Here is a 19,591-nt window from a genome sequence, read left to right on the forward strand (position 1 = left end):
TTGTTTCCTGTGCGTCAATTGTGCGAAAGTGAGCGGCCCTGTAGCGGTCCCAGAACCTGACCCGACATAGGTATGCACCAAAGAGGCGCCTGCTTTCCGATGGACGCGAAATACGCCTACCGTCCTGCGGCTTGGAAGGAAATGGTTCAGTGCAATCCCCCTACCCCCCACGACCGCCGTACCCGCCCCGTCCCGGATCGGGGCCTGCCGAGTCCGACCGCAATCTCATCGCACAGCTCGGCCCGGGTGCCGCGGGCGCCCGTGCGGGCGCGCTGCTGCTGGCCAGGCACTGGCGGGCCACGTACGACTACGCAGTCATATGTCTTGCCTCCGGGGAGAGTCCGGCATCCATGGCCGCGGCCGCCGCGTTCCACCGGGTGCTGGGCCGGCCGGGTGCCGGCGCCCTGCGACCCCAACTCCTCATGGCCGTACGGGACACCGTCAAGGAGTGGGCCGCGGATGACGGTATTTCCGCTCTTCTGCCGGAACTCCGCAAACCGACCGGCGGGCGCGGACTGCGTGCCGCGCGGTCCGCGACGCCCGAAAGGCGGCACATCGCCGAGCGGGCATTCAGGGCCCTTCCGGGAGCCTCGCAATGCCTGCTGTGGCACTCGGAGGTCGAGGCCGAACCCATAACCGTACCGGCTGGTCTGTTGGGGGTGGATGCGCCCACCGCGTCGGCCGCTCTGGAGCAGGCGCGCGAGCAATTCCGGGTGGGCTGTGTACGCGCTCACCGGGAACTCGCACCCGGTAAGGAATGCCGCTTCTACAACCGGCTCCTCGACGTCCCGATCCGCCGCGGTGGTGCCCTGCTCCCGGATGTCCAGCAGCATCTGATGGAGTGCCAGTACTGCCGTCACGCCGCCGAACAGCTCAGTCATTTCGAGGACGGCCTTGAGGTGCTGCTCGCGGAGACCGTGCTCGGCTGGGGCGCCCGGCGCTATCTCGACTCCCGCCCCGGCCGCGGCGGAGACCTGGCGTTCAGGCCCGGGCGCGGCAGCGCGCGTCCCGGCAGCGGACGGCATCGGCCCGACTCGTCGCGCAAACACACCAAGGCCGTCGTCGTGGGGGTCGGTCTGACGACGCTCGTCCTGCTCGCCACGGTGCTCGTCAGCAAGGGCTGGTCCGACGACAACGCTGTCCGCGACTCCGGCGGCACCTGGGGAGCGCCCAGCAGCAGCACCCTGCACCCCTCTCCCCGCGCGGGCGACACCTCGTCGGTGGGTTCCGCGTCCCCCGCCTCCGCGGGGCAGCCCGTCGAGGTCGGACGTGGCAGGCTCCGCAACCCGAAGGCCGGACTCTGCCTCGACGTCCAGGGCGGCAGGCCCAGGCCCGGTGCCGCGGCCGTACTCGCGGCCTGCTCCGCGGCCCGGTCGCAGCAGTGGTCGTACCAGGACGACGGTCTGCTGCGCAGCGACGCCGACCCCACCCTGTGCCTCGACTCCGACGCCGACAGGAACTCGGTGACCCTGGCCGACTGCGTGGCGCACGCGGGCGAGGTGCGCTACGACCTCACGGTCCGCGGGGAGCTCCTGTTGCGCGGCGGCAAGGGACTGCTCGTGGCACCGGGCAAGCGGACGGACGTCCTCGTCACCGCACGCGACGGTTCGGGCGGGCAGCGGTGGACGCTTGAAGTCGGCCTCGACGGCCGCACGGAGAAGCAGGGCGGATCGCAGGACAGCGGTCGCCCCGCGGGCCAGGGCTCTCCCGGCGGCGTGACGAAGCCGCCCGGCTCCAAGGCACCTGAGCCGAAGCCCGGGGGCGAGCCCTACGACGGGCAGTACGAGGAGCGGCTCACCCAGGTGGGCAACGAAACCGGGCCGTCCGGCCCGCCGCTGCCCCTTGACCGGGTGCGCACGCTCCCGGCCGAGGCGCTGGGCACGGTCACCTCCGTCGCGGGCAGGGCCGCGACGCTCGGGACCGCCCTGCACTGATCAACGCAGACACGCTGGGCGCAGGGACATACAACACATCTGGGGCCGCCCCTTCGGAGCGGCCCCAGCTTCGTTTCTTGTCGACATCAGAGTGTTTCTTGTTCGCTTCATTGACACGAGTCACTGACGGTCATAGTTTTCCCGCCGCGCCCACGGTGCCCTACGGGGCGTCAGGTCGGTCCTGAAGCAGACTGCGTTCAGATGCCGAACGCAGTCCGGGCCGCCGGGCGTGCCTGCGGTTCACATCGTCGTGCCCGCACACCGAAGGAGTGACGGCCCATGACCGACACTGTCTCGCGGAGATCCGCACTGCGTCTGCTCGGCGGCGCGATCGCCGTCGCCGCGGCGGCCACCAGTGGTCTCACGCCCCCCGCGCACGCACTGGACAGACCCGAGACGGGGGCCGGCTCCCGCGTCGAAGGCCTGATCGGCAAGCTCACCCACGACGAGAAGATCTCCCTCCTGCACGGCGCCACCGACGCGAAGTCGCTCGGCCAGGCGGGCTACGTCCCCGCCGTCGCCCGCCTCGGCATCCCCGCGCTCCGTCTGGCCGACGGCCCCGCCGGCGTCCGCGTCACCCGGCACGCCACCGCCCTGCCCGCCCCCGTCCTGCTGGCCTCCGCCTTCGACCCGGACCTGGCCCGACGCTACGGACAGGTCATCGGACGCGAGGGCCGCGCCCTCGGCCAGGACGTCCTGCTCTCCCCGATGGTCAACCTGATCCGCACCCCGTACGCGGGCCGCAACTTCGAGACCTTCAGCGAGGACCCGCTGCTCGCCTCCGGCATGGTCGCCGCCGAGATCGGGGGCATCCAGGGCGAGGGCCTCATCGCCACCGTCAAGCACTACGCGCTGAACAACCAGGAGAAGGACCGCATGTCGATCGACGTGCGTGTCGACGAGCAGACCATGCACGAGATCGAACTGCGCGGCTTCGAGGCGGCCGTCGGCGCCGGAGTCGGCGCGGTGATGGGCGCCTACAACAAGGTCAACGGCACGTTCTCGTGCGAGAACAAGACCCTGCTCACGGACATCCTGCGCGACCGGTGGGGTTTCGACGGCTGGGTGATGACCGACTGGTTCGCCGCGCACAGCACCGTCGCGGCGATCACCGCCGGCCTCGACATGGAGATGCCCGACGGCACCTACTTCGGTACGGCGCTCAAGTCGGCCGTGCAAAGCGGCAGTGTCCCCGAGCGCTACGTCGACCGTTCCGTACGCCGCATCCTCACCGTCATGGACCGCTTCGGCCTCCTCGACGGCAGTGCCCCGCCGCGCCCGAACCGCGACGCAGCGGCGGGCGCCGCCGTGGCCCTGGAGGTCGCCAAGGCCGGCGCGACCCTCCTGCGCAACGAGCGCCACACGCTGCCCCTGGCCCGCGGCGGCACCGTCGCGGTGATCGGCCCGACCGGCACCCTGCCCTTCGTCAGCGGCGGCGGCAGCGCACACGTCGTGCCGGACCACGCCGACAGCCCCCTGGACGCCATCAAGTCCCGCGCGGGAAAGGCCACTTACGCCCTCGGCGAGGATCTGTTCGGCAAGCCGGTCCCGGCGTCCGCACTGAGCCCCGCCTTCGACAGCGAGGGGCAGGGGGTCGACGCCGGAAAGGTCTGGACGTACGACGGGACGCTCACCGTCCCCGAGGACGACGAGTGGACCTTCGTCCTGCACTTCTCCTCCGCGCCCACGGCCCGCCCCAAGGTCCTCCTCGACGGCACGGAACTCTTCCCGCAGGCCTCCGGCTACGGCGAGTTCTTCACCGGCGGTCTGGTCTCGGCCGCCCCCGACGGGCTGTCCGTGCGCCGCAAGACCCTCACCCTCGCCAAGGGCGCCCACACCCTGAAGATCACCGCGCAGGGAGGAGCCGACGGGCTGCTGTTCCGGCTGCGGCGCAGCACCGGCGCGACCCGTGCACAGGACGTCGCCGAGGCCGTCAAGGCCGCCCGCGCCGCCCGGGACGTCGTCCTCTTCGCCTACGAGGACGCCACCGAGGGCCAGGACCGCACCACGATCGCCCTCCCCGGCCACCAGCAGCAGCTGATCGAGGCCGTCGCCGCGGCCAACCCGCGCACCACGGTCGTCCTCAACACCTCGTCCTCGACCTCGATGCCCTGGCTGCGGCGCACCGGCGCCGTGCTCCAGATGTACTACCCGGGCCAGGAGGGCGCCGCCGCGACCGCCGCCGTCCTGTACGGCGAGTGCGACCCCGGCGGCCGCCTCACCCAGTCCTTCCCGGTCGACGACGAGCACCACCCGGTCGCCGGGGACCCCCGCCGCTACCCGGGCGTGGACGGCACCCAGGAGTACTCCGAAGGCATCCACATCGGCTACCGGTGGTACGACGCCGAAGGAGTGCGGCCGCTGTTCCCCTTCGGGCACGGACTGTCGTACACCTCCTTCTCGTACGAGGACCTGCGGGCCCGCCGGACGCGAGGCGGCGTCGAGGTGTCCTTCACCGTCGGCAACACCGGCCGGCGCGACGGCGTCGCCGTGCCGCAGGTGTACGTAGGGCCCTCGCCGGACCTCCGACTCGACCAGGCGGTACGGGTGTTGGGCGGCTACCGGCGGCTGACCCTGCGGGCGGGGGAGCGACGGCGGGTCGCTGTGGAAGTCACCGCGCGCACACTGTCCTCATGGGACCCGAAGCGTCACGATTGGGTGCTCGGGACCGGCCGGCGCACCCTGTGGGTCGGGGCGTCCTCGCGTGATCTCCGGTTGCGTACGAACGTGGAGGTGGGCACGTGATACGACGCATCGTCATCGGCCTGACGGCCCTCGCGGCGGTCCTCGTCGCACCCTTCCCGGCGCAGGCCGCACCCTCGGGCGGCGACCCGGTCGTCCGTACCGACGCGGGTCTGGTGCGCGGCGAAAACACCGCTGAGGGACGGCAGTTCCTCGGCATCCCGTACGCCGAGCCGCCGGTCGGCAGGCTCCGCTGGCGTGAACCGCACGCCGTACAGCCCTGGAAAGGGGTGCGTTCCGCACAGGACTTCGGCAACAAGTGTGTCCAGACGTCGAGTTGGGACCCGGGCTACGAGCACCCCTCGTACACCGAGGACTGTCTCGACCTCAATGTGTACGTCCCCCAAGGCTTTGCCGGACGGTCGGTCCTGGTCTGGTTCCACGGCGGCGGACTGACCGCCGGAGCCGGCCAGGACGTCGTCCCCGACACCTTCGCACGGCAGACCGGAACGGTCGTCGTGACCGTCAACTACCGCCTCGGCGCGATGGGTTTCCTCGCCACGTCCGGTCTCGACGGCGAGACGCACGACGGGGTCTCCGGCAACTTCGGCATGCTCGACCAGCAGGCCGCGCTGCGCTGGGTGCGTGCCAACATCGGCCGCTTCGGCGGCGACCCGGGCCGTGTCACCATCGCGGGAGAGTCGGCGGGCGGCCGCTCGGTCTGCACCCAGCTGGCCTCACCCACGGCCCGGGGCCTGTTCCGCGGCGCGATCATCGAGAGCGGTGCCTACGACGACTGCGGCGCCCGTACGCACCAGGACGCGGTGGCGCAGGGGGCCGCCTTCCTGAAGAAGCTGGGCTGCGCCGACGTGACGTGTCTGCGCGGCAAGCCGGCGCGCGACATCCTCGAGGCCCAGGGCGGCTTCGACTGGGGTCCGGTGGTCGGGGGAGCCTTCCTGCCCGTACAGCCCGAACAGGCCGTCGCGAAGGGGACCGCGGCGCGGGTGCCCGTGATCAACGGCTCGAACAAGGACGAGGGCCGGCTGTTCGCCTTCTCCAGCTTCGACCTGAACGGCACACCGCTCACCGCCGAGCAGTACCCGCAGGTCATGCGGAACGACTTCGGCGAGCAGGCACTGCAGCGCTATCCGCTGTCGTCCTACCCGACGCCGACCGTCGCCTACGCCACCGCACTGGGCGACGTCCTGTTCAGCTGCCCGGCGCTACGGCTCGACGGGCTGCTCGCCACCCGCGGCCCGGTCTACTCGTACGAGTTCGCCGACCGCACCTCCCCGCCCTTCGCCTCCCTGCGCAACCTGCACACGGACTTCGACTTCGGTGCGACGCACGTCAACGAGGTCCAGTACCTCTTCAAGCACTTCGGACTGGAGAGCCCGCTGAACGCCGAGCAGAAGGCGTTGTCGCGGCAGATGGTCCAGTACTGGGGATCCTTCGTACGGGACGGTGTGCCGCGGGCCGCGGGGCAGCCCCCGATGCCCACGGGCCATGGCGTGGTCCTCTCCCTGAAGACCGCGTCCAAGGGCGGAAACACCCTGAGCACCACTGTCCATCAGGAACACCAGTGCGATCTGTGGGACGGCGCCTCGGCAGGCTGACCCGGTAGGCTTCCCGGCGTGCGCCCCCGTGCGGCGCACGCCGGGAACACAGGAACCAAAGGGTTACGAATCGGGAGGAACCGGCGTTGCACGTCCAGGAGTGGCTCGACACGGTGCCCGCGGCAGCCGTCTACGCCGTGGTGGCACTGGTCATCGGTCTGGAGAGCCTGGGCATCCCGCTGCCGGGCGAGATCGTCCTGGTCTCGGCCGCCCTGCTCTCCTCCCAGCACTCCGGCATCAACCCGATCGTGCTCGGCGCGTGCGCGACCGCCGGAGCCGTCGTCGGAGACTCCATCGGCTACGCCATCGGCCGCAAGGGCGGCCGCCCCCTGCTCGCCTGGCTCGGCAGGAAGTTCCCGAAACACTTCAGCGAGGGGCATGTCGCCACCGCCGAGAAGTCCTTCGAGAAGTGGGGCATGTGGGCGGTCTTCTTCGGTCGCTTCGTCGCCCTCCTGCGCATCTTCGCCGGCCCCCTCGCGGGCGTCCTGCACATGCCGTACTGGAAGTTCCTGACCGCCAACGTCCTCGGCGGCATCTGCTGGGCGGGCGGCACGACGGCGGTCGTCTACTACGTGGGCGTGGTCGCCGAGGGCTGGCTGAAGAGGTTCTCCTATCTGGGACTGGTGATCGCGGTGCTCATCGGTCTTACGTCGATGCTGGTCATCAGGCGCAAGGCGAAGAAGGCGCAGGCGGCTCAGCAGGAGCCGGAACCTGTGCCCGCCGGAGACTGAAGCGCCGCCGCGACCGGCCCGCGTCATGACTGGTGGATCTCCCTGTGCGACTTGGCGAGCTCTGCATACAAGGTGCCGTTCAGAGTGACGCCCTCACGCTCCTCCGCGCTCAGCTCCCGCTTCACCTTCGCCGGCACCCCCGCCACCAGCGACCCCGGCGGCACCTGCATCCCCTGCGGCACCAGTGCCTGCGCGGCCACCAGCGACCCGGCCCCGATCACGGCCCCGTTCAGCACGGTCGCCCCCATGCCGATCAAACAGTCGTCCCCGACGGTCGCCCCGTGCACCACCGCGTTGTGCCCCACGGACACCCGCGCACCGATGCTGACGGGAAACCCCGGATCGGCATGAAGCGTGCTGTTGTCCTGGATATTGGCCTGAGCACCGACAGAGATCCGCTCGACATCCCCCCGCAGCACCGCCCCGTACCACACGCTCGCCCCGGCCCCCAGCGTCACGTCCCCGATCACGGAAGCGGTCGGCGCGACGAAGGCCTCTCCGTCGATCTTCGGTTCCCTGCCGCCGATTCCCGTGATCAACGCTTTGTGCGTCATCGCCCTCTCCTCCTCGTCGACACAGCACGCACGGTAGGCGATGACCGCCCGGTGCCAGGCGCCGGGGCCGCGTGTCAGGAGCTGCGCCCCCTCGCCCGACGGCACGGTGCAGGCGTCAGAACCGGTGGTACCGCACGGCGCTGGCCATCACGACGTCCTGGACCGAGGCATGGCGTCGGCTGAAGGGAATCCAGAGCAGGCCCACGGGGAGAGCGATGCACAGCACGGCCCGGAGCAGCGCGCGGGGGATGCCGAGCAGCCGCCCGGTGCGGCCGGTGACCCGCAGGCCGAGCAACCAGTCGCCGAGGGTGCCGCCGGTCGATGCCCAGCTCACGCCCAGATAGAGCACGGCGACAGCCCAGCCGAGCACCCCCGCCCGCCAGCCGGACAGGTCAGGCATGCGGAACGGCGGCCCGTCCACGAGCAGCCTCAGACCGCCGTACGCGAACTGCACGGCGAGCCCGATGGCCGCCACCACGATCACGTCGACCAGCGCCGCCAGGGACCGCGACACCACTCCCGCGGTGTCGGTCCCGGAGCCAGGGTCCCCCTGTGTCACGGTGGCTGCCCCTGCCCGTCGGACTGCGCCGGAGCCACGCCCGGTCTGTGCAGCAGCCGGTCGGCGACGCGGTTCACCATCCGGTCCGCCCGCATGCTGCGCACCCGCAGCGCGTCCATCGTCTCCTCGGCCATCCCGCCGCTGGTGTCCCGGACGATCCGACCCAGGTCGATCTCCTCCAGCACCGCCCTGGTGAGCGAGACCAGGTCGATCCTGGCGATCACGGCGTCGACATCGAGCCGGCCCGCGATCCGGTCGACATCGATGCGTGCCGCGATCCGGTCCATGTCCAGCCGGGCCGCGATCTCGTCCGCATCCACCCGGGCCGCCACCCGGTTCACATCCAAGCGCTCGGCGATGCGGTCCACGTCGACACGGTCCGCGATCAGGTCGATGTCGACCCGCCGCACGACCCGCATCACATCCACCCGGTCGGCGATCCGGTCGACGTCGATACGGCCCGCCAGGCCGTCGAGGTCGAGCCGGTCCACAACGGCAGTTGCACCCACGCGGACCAGTCGGTCGACGACCGGGCCGGCGGTCTCCAGCGCATATCGCGTCAGCCGTCCGGCGACGTCGAAGGGATCCACCAAGCTGCGCCAGCTCATCCCACCATCGCACCACAGCCCAGGCGCCTTCGCCTCGCCCGTCACGGGTGATCCGGGCCCGCCCGGGTGGGGTGAAGATCACAGCTTCCGCAGCGCATCGGCGCCCCGCACGCTGAGTACGGTGACTCCGTGCCGAAGAGCAAGAACACGTTCTCATCCTGGCGGCGAAGCCTCGCGCAGCGCGCCGTCCACACCGGCTGGGCCTGGGTGCAGCGCACGGGCTCGGTGACGGCCGAGCGCCCCGGCCGCTTCCGCTTCGGCTCGATCGGCGAAGCCACCCGGCTGGCCTTCCCGCTCGGCACCGTCTTCGGCGAGGCCTGGATCCACATCGGCTCCCACTGCATCGTCGGCGAGCAGGTCACCCTCACCGCGGGCCTGATGCCCGACCTGGACCTGGGCCCCGACCCGATCCTGCGCATCGGCGACGGTGTGGTGCTGGGCCGCGGCAGCCATGTCATCGCCGACACGACGGTGACCATCGGCAGCGACTGTTACTTCGGGCCGTATGTGTACGTGACGTCCACGAACCACTCGTACGACGATCCGCACGAGCCCATCGGCAAGCAGTGGCCGCGCATGGAGCCCGTGGAGATCGGGCCGGGCTGCTGGATCGGCACCGGTGCGGTGATCCTGCCGGGTGCGCGGATCGGGCGGAACGTGGTGGTGGCCGCCGGTGCCGTGGTCCGCGGTGCCGTGCCCGACCACGCGGTGGTGGCGGGGGCGCCCGCCCGGGTCGTGCGCCGCTGGACGGCCGTCGATGGCTGGCAGCCGCCGCTCAGGACGCCCGCTCCAATCCCGATCCCCGACGGGGTCACGCCCGACCAGCTGCGGGCCCTCGCGGAGCTGGACGAGGAGACGGTGGCGCGGCTGGCCGAACTGGAACCGGAGTCCTAGGCCCGGTGTCCTGAGGCCTGTCGTTTGGATCAGCCCGGCGTCGCGGGGTCTGACACGCGCTCCGGGTCGACGGTGGCCGGCCGCCCCAGGCGCTGCGGCTCCGCTCGAGCGGGGGAAGCGCCGTCAGCTACAGCCGACCTGATCCACACGGCAGGCCCTAGCCCGTCGCCAGGAGCAGGGTGCCCACCAGGGCGAGGCCCGCGCCCGCCGCCTGGATGCCGCGGAGGCGCTCCCTGAGGAAGCCGCGCGCGGCGAGTGCGGTCACCACCGGGTAGAGCGAGGCGAGGACGGCGGCCACGGTGATCGGGCCGTGCTGCGCGGCGACCGAGTACGTGCCGTTCGCCGCCACGTCCGCGAGGCCGACGAAGGCGAGCGCCGGGAGGGACGTCCAGGGGAAGCCGCCGGTCGGGAGGGCCTCGCCGCCCCGCTTCACGGAGGCGTAGAGCGCGATGCCGCCCGCGGCCACGTTCGTCAGGCGCTGGACGAAGAGCGCGAGGAAGAGGCCGGTGACGGTCCTGGACGCCTCGGTGATCAGCGCGAACACCGTGCCGAAGCCGAGGGCCGCGACGAGGGTGAGCAGGATGGCCTGGCGCTGCACCGGGGCGCCCTTGAGCTGGGGTCCGCCTGCGAGGACGACGCCGGTGACGGCGACTGCGATGCCCGCGACCTGCATCAGGCCCGGGCGTTCGCCGAGGAGGAGGCCCACGCCCACTGGGACCGCCACGCTGAGCGTCGCGAGCGGGGAGACGACGCCCATCGGGCCCAGCGCGAGGGCCTTGTAGAAGGAGAACAGGGCGACCGGGCCTATCAGCCCCGCGGCGAAGGCGAACCACAGCCGGGGACCGGCCTCGCCGAAGCCGCCCGTGGCCAGCACGATCGACCCGAGTACGGCCGCGGCTATCCCCTGCGAGACGACGACCACCGTGAGCGCCGGAGTGCGCCGGGTCAGCAGTCCGCCGCCGAAGTCGGCAAGGCCCCACAGCAGGCTGGTGGCCAGGGCGAAGAATGCTGTCACGGGGTCGCCTCGCAGTACAGTTCGGTGAACGATCGGGTGCACACCACCGTAGTTCAGCGCAGTGAACCCTGTCATCCAGAATATTGACCTCGCAGTGCATGGATATGGACGGAACGTGTCGGACCTCGATCTGCTGACCCAGTCCCTGGCCCGCAACGTCAAACGCTGGCGAGCCGAGCGGGGCTTCACCCTGGACGCGCTCGCCGCCCGCGCCGGAGTCAGCCGCGGCATGCTCATCCAGATCGAGCAGGCCCGCACCAACCCGAGCATCGGCACGGTGGTCAAGATCGGCGACGCGCTCGGCGTCAGCGTCACCACCCTGCTCGACTACGAGCAGGGGCCGAAGGCGCGGATCGTCCCGGCCGAACAGGTGGTACGGCTGTGGCACACCGACGCGGGAAGCTACAGCCGCCTGCTCGCCGGCACCGAGGCGCCGGGGCCGCTGGAGATGTGGGACTGGCGGCTGATGCCGGGTGACAGCAGCGCCTCGGACCCGCACCCCGCCGGCACCGTGGAGATCGCCCATGTGACGGCCGGTGAGCTGACCCTCACGGTGGAGGGCGCGGAGTACCGCGTCCCGGCGGGCGCGAGCGTCACCTTCGAGGCGAACGCCCCGCACAGCTACGGCAATCAGGGAGATGTGCCGGTGGAGCTCGTGCTCGCGGTCTCCGTGCCGCCCGTGCACTGAGGCGGCCCGGGACGCCCTGTTACCGTGCGCCCATGCGCCCGCCCATCGGACACTTCGACCTCGCGATCCCCGCCCCCGACGCCCTCGACGAACTGACCCGCCCGGTCGCCGACGCCGTACGTCACTGGAGCGGCAGCGTCCCTGCCGACCAGATCGTCTACGTCGACACCGACCCGCAGTGGGCCGACACCGCGGTCTTCGTGGAGCACTACGGGCAGGAACTGCTCGAGCAGTCGGCGAACTGTGTGGTGGTGGCCGGCAAGCGGGGCGGGGAGACGACACTCGCCGCGTGCCTCGTGCTGTCCACCTCCCGGGTCGACGTCAACGGCGTCGTCCGCCGCCAACTCGGCGCCCGCAAGGCCTCGTTCGCGTCCATGGACATCGCGACGGGGGAGACCGGGATGGAGTACGGCGGCATCACCCCGATCGGCCTCCCGGAGGGCTGGCCGGTGCTGGTGGACTCAGCGGTGGTCGATCTCCCGTACGTCCTGGTCGGCAGCGGCCGTCGCCGGGGCAAGCTGCTGGTGCCGGGGAAGGCCTTTGCGGAACTGCCGGGTGCGGTGGTGCTGGAGGGGCTCGGCGTCTGACCGCGCCGCGCCCCCCGGGATGTGCGGCGACGTGTCGTCTTTCATCTGCGGCGTCGTCGTGCCTGGACGCGCCCACGCGGCGGAGCCGCATGTCGATACGGCCTCGCGCCCCTTTGGGGCGCTGCCGGACCCCGGGACCGACTAGCGCGTCGCGTGGTGCGCCAAAGCCAAGTGGGGGTCCTCCTCGCCCGGTGTCGGTGCCGGATCGGCGTGTACCAGGGCCGCCGTCAGCCTTGGTACGGCGTGCAGCAGGGCATGTTCGGCCTCGACCGCTATTCCGTGCGCCGTGCGCACCGTCGCCTCGCCGTCGACCACCACCGCCACCTCGGCGCGCAGCCGGTGCCCGATCCAACGCAGCCGCAGCTCACCGACCTCCCGCACGCCCGGCACCTCGCGCAGGGCCCGCTCGGCCCGGTCCACCAGCTCCGGGTCGACGGCGTCCATCACCCGCCGGAACACCTCCCGTGCGGCGTCCCGCAGCACCAGCGCGATCGCCGCGGTGATCGCCAGCCCCACGAGCGGGTCGGCGAGTTGCCAGCCCAGGGCCGAACCGCCGGCACCCAGCAGCACGGCCAGTGATGTGAACCCGTCCGTGCGGGCGTGCAGTCCGTCGGCGACCAGCGCGGCCGAGCCGATCTCCCGGCCCACCCGGATCCGGTGGCGGGCCACCCACTCGTTCCCGGCGAAGCCGACCAGCGCGGCCACCGCCACCGCCGGTATGTGCGCCACGGGACGCGGATCGAGCAGTCGCTCCACCGCCGCCCAGGCCGCGAACGCGGCCGACGCGGTGATCGTCAGCACGATCGCGATTCCCGCCAGGTCCTCGGCCCGGCCGTAGCCGTAGGTGAAGCGGCGCGTGGCCGCCCGTCGGCCCAGCACGAACGCGATCCCGAGCGGTACGGCGGTCAGCGCGTCTGCGGCGTTGTGCACCGTGTCGCCGAGCAGGGCCACCGAACCGGACAGGACCACGACCACTGCCTGCGCCGCGGCTGTCACCCCGAGGACGGCCAGCGAGACCCAGAGTGCGCGCATGCCGCGGGCCGAGGACTCCAGTGCGGAGTCGAGCTTGTCCGCGGTCTCGTGGGAGTGCGGGGTGAAGAGATGGCCGAGGCGGTGCCGAAGACCCGTCGGGTGGTGGTGATGCGGGTGCCCGTGGTGGTCATGGTGCTGGCCGTGGTGGTGGTGCCGGTCGCTCACGTGGGGCCCCTTCCGGTGCGCGGTGGTGGACGCGGTACGCCCACGGGACCATTATGTGCGTATGAGCGCACGCATGCACCTATCAACTGCGAAGGATGCGCACCCGCGCACCCCGGGCGAGGAGCAGTTCGCACTCGCCGCCGAACTCCTCGCCCTGCTGGGCGACCGCACGCGCCTCGCGCTGCTGCATGCCCTGACCGGCGGCGAGGCCGACGTCACGACCCTCACGGAGGCGAGCGGGGCGGCCCGGCCCGCGGTCAGCCAGCATCTGGCACGGCTGCGGCTGGCCGGCCTGGTGAACACGCGCAAGGAGGGTCGCAGGGTCGTCTACTCACTGCGGGACGGCCATCTGCGGCGGCTCGTGGACGAGGCGCTGAAGGTGGCGGACCATCGCCTCAGCGACCGGCCGCTGCACGACTGAGGGGCGCGGGGTTCAGGAAGCGGAGCTCTTGCCGAGGTACTGCTCCGCGAACGCCGCCGCGGCAGCGGGGGATTCGAAGAGGCGGCGCAGCCGGGCCTGCGTCGTGCCCGCGCGGTAGGCGTCGCCCGACGACGCGCCGTGGTACACCTCCGACAGCCACTGCGAGAACTCCTGGTAGTCCCACACCCGTCCGAGGCAGGCCGCCGAGTAGCCGTCGAGGCCTCCGGTGTCGCCCTTGGTGAGGTACGCGATGAGCCCGTCGCCGAGCAGGAAGGCGTCGTGCAGGGCGAGGTTCATGCCCTTGGCCGCGATGGGCGCGGTGAGATGGGCCGCGTCCCCGGCCAGGAAGAGGCGGCCGTACACCATGGGTTCGACCACGTAGTTGTGCATGTCGAGGACGCGCTTCTCGATCAGCCGTCCCTCCGTGAGCGGCGGCCGGTCGGCGGCGCCGAGCCGCTCCTGCAGTTCCGCCCAGATTCGGTCCTCCGGCCAGTTCTCGGGATCGTCGCCGGGCGGGCACTCCAGGTAGTAGCGGGTGACCTCGGGACTGCGGGCCATGTGCCCGGCGAAGCCGTTCGGATGGATGCCGAACACCACGCAGTCGCTGGACGGCGGCGCCTGAGCGAGCAGCGCCAGCCAGCCGATGCCGTAGTCGTGCCGGGCGATACGGGCCTGCTGCGGAAGCACGGTCCGGGTCACCCCGCGGGCTCCGTCGCAGCCCGCCACGAAGTCGCAGTGCACGAGCGTGCGTCGGCCGGTCTCGGGGTCGAGGTACGACACCGCCGGCCGGTCCGTGTCCAGGCCGTGCAGTTGCACGTCCCGCACGCCGAAGCGGATGGCGCCGCCGCGCACATCGGCGTACTCGCGCACCAGGTCCGTCACCAGCAACGGCTGCGGGTAGACGAAGTGGTGATGCCCCGTCAGGTCGGTGTACGAGAACCGGTGCCGTTGCCCCTCGACGCGGAACTCGCACTGGGTGTGCAGCTGTGCCCGCGCCAGCAGATGGTCCGCGAGGCCCCGTTCCTGGAGCCCGCGCACGGCCCACTCCTCGAGCACACCGGCCCGTGGCCGCTGCTCGATGAACTCCCGCGTCTCGGCCTCCAGGACCAGGCAGTCGACCGACGCGGCCCGCAGGATGTTCCCGATGGTGAGACCGGCGGGCCCGGCGCCCACGGTCACCACCGGAAAACGGTGCGGGGACGGGGAGTCGGGGTGGGGGGTGGAAGTCACCGGAGCATTATGACGGTGGCCCGTCAGCCACGGCAGGGGAGCCGCGGCCGACGGGCCGGGTCGAGCGAGGGGCGGTCGGTCAGTGCGCGGGGGCGTCGGTGACGACGACTTCGTCGATGCTGCGCTCGATGTCCTCGCGCTTCGAGGAGGTCGCCCGGGCCCAGTAGTAGATCACCAGGGAGAAGGCGGCGATGACCAGGATGTCCCACCACAGTGCGATGTTGCCCGCGCCACCGAAGCCGCCCTCGGCGGAGATCACGCCCATGCCGAGGAGATAGACCGGCAGCCACTGGGCGGCCTTGAAGTCCATCCGGGGCGCGTCGGGCTGGTTGGTGGAGTTGGCCCACCAGGCGTAGCCGCCGAGGAGCAGGTAGCCGAGGACGATCGCCAGTCCGAGCCGCCACAGGGTGTCCCAGCCGGACCAGTAGATGATCAGGTTGGCCACCACGAAGGCCACCGGTGAGATCACCTTGCCACCGGGCAGCCGGTACGGGCGCTCGAGGTGCGGCAGCTTGTCGGCGAACACGCCGTAGGCCAGCGGTGCGCCCGCGTACATCAGGACGCTCGCCGAGGTGATGAAGCCGACCAGCTTGTGCCAGCTGGGGAAGGGCAGGAAGCAGATCACGCCGGTGATGAAGGACATGATGAGGCCGAACCACGGCACACCGCGCGAGTCGGTCTTGGTGAAGATCTTCGGCGCGTAGCCGTTCTTCGCCAGGCCGTAGGAGACGCGTGAGGTGGCGGTGGTGTAGATGAGGCCGGTACCACCGGGGGAGATGATCGCGTCGAGGTAGAGGACGAAGGCGAGCCAGCCGAGACCCGCCAGGGTCGCGACACCGGCCCACGGCCCGGTGTCGCCCTTGAACGCGAGCTGGGCCCAGCCGTGCGCGAAGCTGCTGTGCGGCAGCGCGCCGATGAACACGACCTGGAGGAGGACGTAGATGACGGCGCCGATCGCCACCGAGCCGAGCGTGGCGCGCGGCAGGTCTCGCTTCGGGTTGCGGCTCTCGCCCGCCAGCTGAATGGCCTGCTCGAAGCCGAGCAGCGCGAAGATGATGCCGCTGGTGCTGATCGCCGCGAGCACGCCCTTCGCGCCGAACGGCGCGAAGCCCTCGGAGTGGAAGTTGCCCGGGTGGAAGTGGGTCGCCGCCATGATGAAGATCGCGCCCAGCGGGACGGCGATCTTCCACCAGGTCGCCGCGCTGTTGGTGTGCGCCAGCGCCCGTACGCCGAAGAAGTTCACCCCGACGAAGACGGCCATGAGTACGACCGCCACGGCCAGACCGCTGGCGGTCAGGGTCTTGTCGGCGTGCTGGAGGCCCTGTGCCCAGGACCAGTGACCGGCGTACCCGATCATGGCCTCGACCTCGATCGGGGCGACGGTCGCGGCCTGGAGCCAGGAGAACCAGCCGAACGACATGCCGGCCAGGCCGCCGAACGCGTAGTGCGGATAACGGGCCGTACCGCCCGCCACCGGGAACATGCCGCCCAGCTCGGCGTGGACCAGCGCCAGCAGCACGATCGCGACCGCGCCGATCACCCACGAGATGATCGCCGCCGGGCCGGCCTGGATGACTGCGTCATGGGCTCCGTAGAGCCATCCCGAGCCGATGATGGAACCGACGGAGGCCCACATCAGACCGATCAGTCCGACGTCACGCCTGAGGCCACCGGGACCCCTGGCCTCCTCCACGGAGGTCTGCTCGACGCTCACCATATTTTCAGCGACCTCTCACCAATTGAATACTTGTTTTCAGTGCGTGCGACGTCGCAGATTAGGAAACATCAGGGGGCGAGCAGAAGACCCATGGCGAAGTTTTGACCAACGGCCGGGTGCTTCCTGGACAGCCCTTCAGGGGATCTGTACGCGGTGGAAACCGCTGTCACCCCTGGAACCGCCCACAAAATCCGCAGTGGAGTGGCGGTAGCCCGGGAGCGCTTGCTGTGTGACCGGTGCCATATGTGGAGGCGCGCGGGCCCCGGCTGCCTCAGCCGAGCAGCGGTATCTCGATGGCGGGGCAGCGGTCCATCACCATGTCGAGGCCCGCCGCACGCGTGCGGTCGTACGCCGCCTCGTCGATCACGCCGAGCTGGAACCAGACGGCCCGGGCGCCCTTGGCGACCGCCTCGTCGGCGACCGTTCCGGCGAGGTCGCTGTTGACGAAGACGTCGACGACGTCCACGTCGAAGGGGATGTCGGCGAGGGAGGCGTACCCCTGCTCGCCGTGCACCGTCTCCGCCTTGGGGTGGACGGGCACGATGCGCTTGCCGAAGCGCTGCAGCACCTGGGCGACGCCATAGGCGGCGCGGCCCCGGTTCGACGAGAGGCCCACCACGGCCCAGGTGTCGCCGGACTCGGTGAGGATCCTGCGGATCGTTGCCTCGTCGCCGTACACCGCAGCCTCCCGCACCTCTTGGACATGCCCTTCTGTCCCACAACGGCCGGGAGTTCACGATGATTCCCCGCCTTCCGCCGCACCATGAAGGGTGGTTCGTCCGGCTGTCGGCGCATGACCGGCTGCTGGGCCCGGAGCTCACCCGCGACCTCGGATCGCCGGCGTGATCCAAGGAGCCCCCCGCTTCGGCGCGGTCGACCACTTCCTGCCGCAGGTGGCAGACGTCGTGGGGGAGACGTCGGCGGTGGCGGTACTCGACGGGCACGGAGTTATAGGTCGGCGCCTCGTGGGGGCGGTGAGGGAGGTGCGAGCGAAGGGGATGGCTCTGCACGCGCGCGTACGTCATATCCGCGCGGGGCAGTGGCACGCGCGCGTGGTGGAAATCCGCCGCCGTGGGCGGAATTCGCGCCGGATGCCTGCGCGCGGCCGTCCGCCCGCCTACGCTCAGCCCGTGCTGCGCATCACCGACGCCCGAACCGGCGAGTCCGTCGACGCCGCCCCGGTCCGCCGGGGGCTGACCCGGGTCGAAGCCCATGTGCCGGATTTCCACACCGGCGCCCTGCGGGTGCTGCTGGTCGCCGACCTCCTCGTGCGGGCCCTGGAACTCGGCGGCACCCCGGTGTGGGGCGTGCTGACCGCCGAACGGGGCCAGGCGGAGCTGCGGTCCGGGGCGGCCGCCCTCGGCATCCGGCCCTTCGAGGACCGGCGGGACGTCGGTCCGGGGCTGGGCGAGGCCCAGGTCCTGCACGTCGTGGGGGAGGGCGGCGCGACACCCGACGGCGTCCGGGTCGCCGTCGCCCCCGTCGACTCGGAGGCACCCGGCACCACCGACGGCGCAGACCCGGCCGCCCTGCGCCTGGCCCTGCTCTGCCGGAGCCGGAGCACACCCCTGCGGCTCGACGCGGCCGCCCTGGACGAAGCCCGTGAAACCCTCGCCCGCTGGCGCCGGGCGGTCGCCGCCTGGGCGCGGCAGCCGTCGCGGCCGATTCCCGACGAGGCGCGCGCCCGCCTGCGTACCGCCTGGGAGGACGACCTGGACGTCCCCTCCGTGCTCGACGTGCTGGCCTGGGTGGAGACCGAGTCGGAGCTGCCGGACGGCGCCCGGTTCGAGACGTACGCCTACGCGGACCGGCTGCTCGGCCTGGAGCTCACCCGCGACCTCGGATCGCCGGCATGATCGCGCGCGCGGGAGCCGGCCCGCTGCGCCGCCTGGTGGTGCTGCGGCACGCCAAATCGGCCTGGCCCGAGGGCGTCCCCGACCACGAACGCCCGCTCGCGCCGCGCGGCCGCCGGGACGCACCGGCCGCGGGACGCGCCCTGGCCGAGGCCGACTGCCTGCCGGACCTCGCCCTGTGCTCCACCGCCCTGCGCGCCCGGCAGACCTGGGAACTGGCCTCGGCCCAGTGGGGCACCCCGCCGCCGGTACGCCGTGACCCCCGGCTGTACGCCGCCGATGTGTCCGACCTGCTGACCGCGGTGCACGAGGTGCCCGCCGAGGTCGAGACACTGCTCCTGGTCGGGCACAACCCCGGCCTGGAAGAACTCGTCCTGGAACTGGCGGGCGACAGCCTCGACGACGCCCTGGACGAGGTACGGCTGAAGTTCCCGACCTCGGCGATCGCGGTACTGGCCTGGCACGGACCCGCCTGGGAGGCGCTCGCCCCGGGCACGGCACTGCTGACGAGCATGCTCGTGCCGCGGGGCAGGAAGAAGAACGACGGCAAGTAGGACTGAGCCGACTGCTCCCGGGCAGCCATCGGCCCGCCCTTCCGGCGGGGGCGGGCGCACGCGCGCCGCATAGGCTGGCCGGATGCAGGACGAATACCGCACGGTCGCCCACGCGGGCGTGCACGAGACCGAGGTCAACCGCTCGCGCTTCCTGTGCGCCCTGGCGCCGGCGGCCACCGAGCAGGAGGCCCAGGACTTCATCGCCGCCGTGCGCAAGGAGCACGCGGACGCCACCCACAACTGCTGGGCCTACGTCATCGGCGCCGACGCCTCCGTCCAGAAGGCGAGCGACGACGGTGAACCGGGCGGCACCGCGGGCGTCCCTATGCTGCAGATGCTGCTGCGCCGGGACATGCGGTACGTCGTCGCCGTCGTCACCCGCTACTACGGCGGCGTCAAGCTCGGCGCGGGCGGACTCATCAGGGCGTACGGCGGCGCGGTGGGCGAGGCCCTGGACGTCCTCGGCACCCTCACCCGCCGCAGGTTCCGGCTGGCCACGGTGACCGTCGACCACCAGCGCGCCGGCAAGGTCCAGAACGACCTGCACGCGACGGGCCGCGAGGTGCGCGACGTGCGCTACGGCGAGGAGGTCACCATCGAGATCGGCCTCCCGGACTCCGACGTGGACGCCTTCCGGGCCTGGCTCGCGGACGCGACCGCCGGGACGGCCGGGTTCGAACTGGGCGGGGAGGCCTACGGGGACGCCTGAAGACCGGAACGAAAAGGGCGTAACGGACCGGGACGGGGCGGG

Annotated in this window: 19 protein-coding genes; 11 read left to right on the top strand and 8 right to left on the bottom strand. The window is 71.6% G+C overall.

What is annotated here, in order from left to right; genetic code table 11:
- Positions 1–149 precede the first annotated feature (149 nt).
- The 4 genes from ABD355_RS07010 to ABD355_RS07025 all read left to right on the top strand — a co-directional run bounded on the left by ABD355_RS07010 (position 150) and on the right by ABD355_RS07025 (position 6,963).
- The gene (locus ABD355_RS07010; RefSeq protein ID WP_344399218.1) at positions 150–1,934 is read left to right on the top strand and encodes a ricin-type beta-trefoil lectin domain protein; all 1,785 of its coding nucleotides are present in this window, start codon (positions 150–152) and stop codon (positions 1,932–1,934) included.
- 279 nt (positions 1,935–2,213) lie between these two features.
- Positions 2,214–4,679 carry a beta-glucosidase family protein gene (locus tag ABD355_RS07015; protein ID WP_344399219.1) on the top strand — a complete coding sequence of 822 codons (2,466 nt, stop codon included), beginning with the start codon at positions 2,214–2,216 and terminating at the stop codon, positions 4,677–4,679.
- A complete protein-coding gene (locus ABD355_RS07020) occupies positions 4,676–6,232 on the top strand; it encodes a carboxylesterase/lipase family protein (protein ID WP_344399220.1) in 1,557 nt (518 codons plus the stop codon). The genes ABD355_RS07015 and ABD355_RS07020 overlap by 4 nt, the downstream gene beginning before the upstream one ends.
- A gap of 86 nt (positions 6,233–6,318) precedes the next feature.
- Positions 6,319–6,963, top strand: a complete 645-nt coding sequence (locus ABD355_RS07025) for a DedA family protein (protein WP_344399221.1) — start codon at positions 6,319–6,321, stop codon at positions 6,961–6,963.
- 23 nt (positions 6,964–6,986) lie between these two features.
- On the opposite strand, the gene ABD355_RS07030 is transcribed toward ABD355_RS07025, so the two are convergent.
- The 3 genes from ABD355_RS07030 to ABD355_RS07040 all read right to left on the bottom strand — a co-directional run bounded on the left by ABD355_RS07030 (position 6,987) and on the right by ABD355_RS07040 (position 8,684).
- A complete protein-coding gene (locus ABD355_RS07030) occupies positions 6,987–7,517 on the bottom strand; it encodes a gamma carbonic anhydrase family protein (RefSeq protein WP_344399222.1) in 531 nt (176 codons plus the stop codon).
- 115 nt (positions 7,518–7,632) lie between these two features.
- Positions 7,633–8,076: an RDD family protein gene (locus ABD355_RS07035; RefSeq protein ID WP_344399223.1), complete on the bottom strand. Its 444-nt coding sequence runs from the start codon at positions 8,074–8,076 to the stop codon at positions 7,633–7,635.
- The gene (locus ABD355_RS07040; protein WP_344399225.1) at positions 8,073–8,684 is read right to left on the bottom strand and encodes a hypothetical protein; all 612 of its coding nucleotides are present in this window, start codon (positions 8,682–8,684) and stop codon (positions 8,073–8,075) included. Before ABD355_RS07040 ends, ABD355_RS07035 begins: the two co-directional genes overlap by 4 nt.
- 129 nt (positions 8,685–8,813) lie before the next feature.
- Between ABD355_RS07040 and ABD355_RS07045 the strand changes: the two genes are divergently transcribed.
- Entirely contained in the window at positions 8,814–9,578 is a 765-nt protein-coding gene (locus tag ABD355_RS07045; protein ID WP_344399226.1) for an acyltransferase, read from the top strand.
- Positions 9,579–9,735: 157 nt separating this feature from the next.
- On the opposite strand, the gene ABD355_RS07050 is transcribed toward ABD355_RS07045, so the two are convergent.
- A complete protein-coding gene (locus tag ABD355_RS07050) occupies positions 9,736–10,593 on the bottom strand; it encodes an EamA family transporter (RefSeq protein WP_344399227.1) in 858 nt (285 codons plus the stop codon).
- Between the two features lie 115 nt (positions 10,594–10,708).
- Here ABD355_RS07050 and ABD355_RS07055 point away from each other — a divergent pair, with 115 nt between their 5' ends.
- Positions 10,709–11,281 carry a helix-turn-helix domain-containing protein gene (locus tag ABD355_RS07055; RefSeq protein WP_344399228.1) on the top strand — a complete coding sequence of 191 codons (573 nt, stop codon included), beginning with the start codon at positions 10,709–10,711 and terminating at the stop codon, positions 11,279–11,281.
- A 32-nt stretch (positions 11,282–11,313) separates the two neighbouring features.
- Positions 11,314–11,868, top strand: coding sequence for a YbaK/EbsC family protein (locus ABD355_RS07060; RefSeq protein ID WP_344399229.1), 555 nt, complete (start codon positions 11,314–11,316; stop codon positions 11,866–11,868).
- A gap of 141 nt (positions 11,869–12,009) precedes the next feature.
- Here ABD355_RS07060 and ABD355_RS07065 read toward each other — a convergent pair whose 3' ends face one another.
- On the bottom strand, positions 12,010–13,065 hold the full coding sequence (locus tag ABD355_RS07065; protein WP_344399230.1) for a cation diffusion facilitator family transporter: 1,056 nt from the start codon (positions 13,063–13,065) through the stop codon (positions 12,010–12,012).
- 61 nt (positions 13,066–13,126) lie between these two features.
- Here ABD355_RS07065 and ABD355_RS07070 point away from each other — a divergent pair, with 61 nt between their 5' ends.
- A complete protein-coding gene (locus tag ABD355_RS07070; protein ID WP_181922852.1) occupies positions 13,127–13,486 on the top strand; it encodes a metalloregulator ArsR/SmtB family transcription factor in 360 nt (119 codons plus the stop codon).
- A gap of 12 nt (positions 13,487–13,498) precedes the next feature.
- On the opposite strand, the gene ABD355_RS07075 is transcribed toward ABD355_RS07070, so the two are convergent.
- The 3 genes from ABD355_RS07075 to ABD355_RS07085 all read right to left on the bottom strand — a co-directional run bounded on the left by ABD355_RS07075 (position 13,499) and on the right by ABD355_RS07085 (position 17,112).
- Complete coding sequence (locus ABD355_RS07075; protein ID WP_344399231.1) at positions 13,499–14,716, bottom strand: 4-hydroxybenzoate 3-monooxygenase; 1,218 nt, start codon at positions 14,714–14,716, stop codon at positions 13,499–13,501.
- 79 nt (positions 14,717–14,795) lie between these two features.
- Complete coding sequence (locus ABD355_RS07080) at positions 14,796–16,433, bottom strand: APC family permease (protein ID WP_344399232.1); 1,638 nt, start codon at positions 16,431–16,433, stop codon at positions 14,796–14,798.
- A gap of 271 nt (positions 16,434–16,704) precedes the next feature.
- Entirely contained in the window at positions 16,705–17,112 is a 408-nt protein-coding gene (locus ABD355_RS07085) for a CoA-binding protein (protein ID WP_344399233.1), read from the bottom strand.
- A gap of 412 nt (positions 17,113–17,524) precedes the next feature.
- Between ABD355_RS07085 and ABD355_RS07090 the strand changes: the two genes are divergently transcribed.
- The 3 genes from ABD355_RS07090 to ABD355_RS07100 all read left to right on the top strand — a co-directional run bounded on the left by ABD355_RS07090 (position 17,525) and on the right by ABD355_RS07100 (position 19,549).
- On the top strand, positions 17,525–18,289 hold the full coding sequence (locus tag ABD355_RS07090) for a hypothetical protein (RefSeq protein WP_344399234.1): 765 nt from the start codon (positions 17,525–17,527) through the stop codon (positions 18,287–18,289).
- Positions 18,286–18,840, top strand: coding sequence for a SixA phosphatase family protein (locus tag ABD355_RS07095; protein ID WP_344399235.1), 555 nt, complete (start codon positions 18,286–18,288; stop codon positions 18,838–18,840). The genes ABD355_RS07090 and ABD355_RS07095 overlap by 4 nt, the downstream gene beginning before the upstream one ends.
- 82 nt (positions 18,841–18,922) lie before the next feature.
- Positions 18,923–19,549: a YigZ family protein gene (locus ABD355_RS07100; protein ID WP_344399236.1), complete on the top strand. Its 627-nt coding sequence runs from the start codon at positions 18,923–18,925 to the stop codon at positions 19,547–19,549.
- The last annotated feature ends 42 nt before the right edge of the window (positions 19,550–19,591 follow it).

It is taken from the genome of Streptomyces longisporus (assembly GCF_039532765.1).
In the GTDB taxonomy this organism is placed as follows: Bacteria; Actinomycetota; Actinomycetes; order Streptomycetales; family Streptomycetaceae; genus Streptomyces; species Streptomyces longisporus.

Coding starts and splice junctions, on each gene's coding strand:
- ABD355_RS07090 (WP_344399234.1), top strand. CDS start 17,525: ATGCCTGCGCGCGGCCGTCCGCCCGCCTACGCTCAGCCCGTGCTGCGC.
- ABD355_RS07040 (WP_344399225.1), bottom strand. CDS start 8,684: ATGAGCTGGCGCAGCTTGGTGGATCCCTTCGACGTCGCCGGACGGCTG.
- ABD355_RS07070 (WP_181922852.1), top strand. CDS start 13,127: ATGAGCGCACGCATGCACCTATCAACTGCGAAGGATGCGCACCCGCGC.
- ABD355_RS07100 (WP_344399236.1), top strand. CDS start 18,923: ATGCAGGACGAATACCGCACGGTCGCCCACGCGGGCGTGCACGAGACC.
- ABD355_RS07080 (WP_344399232.1), bottom strand. CDS start 16,433: ATGGTGAGCGTCGAGCAGACCTCCGTGGAGGAGGCCAGGGGTCCCGGT.
- ABD355_RS07095 (WP_344399235.1), top strand. CDS start 18,286: ATGATCGCGCGCGCGGGAGCCGGCCCGCTGCGCCGCCTGGTGGTGCTG.
- ABD355_RS07015 (WP_344399219.1), top strand. CDS start 2,214: ATGACCGACACTGTCTCGCGGAGATCCGCACTGCGTCTGCTCGGCGGC.
- ABD355_RS07030 (WP_344399222.1), bottom strand. CDS start 7,517: ATGACGCACAAAGCGTTGATCACGGGAATCGGCGGCAGGGAACCGAAG.
- ABD355_RS07060 (WP_344399229.1), top strand. CDS start 11,314: ATGCGCCCGCCCATCGGACACTTCGACCTCGCGATCCCCGCCCCCGAC.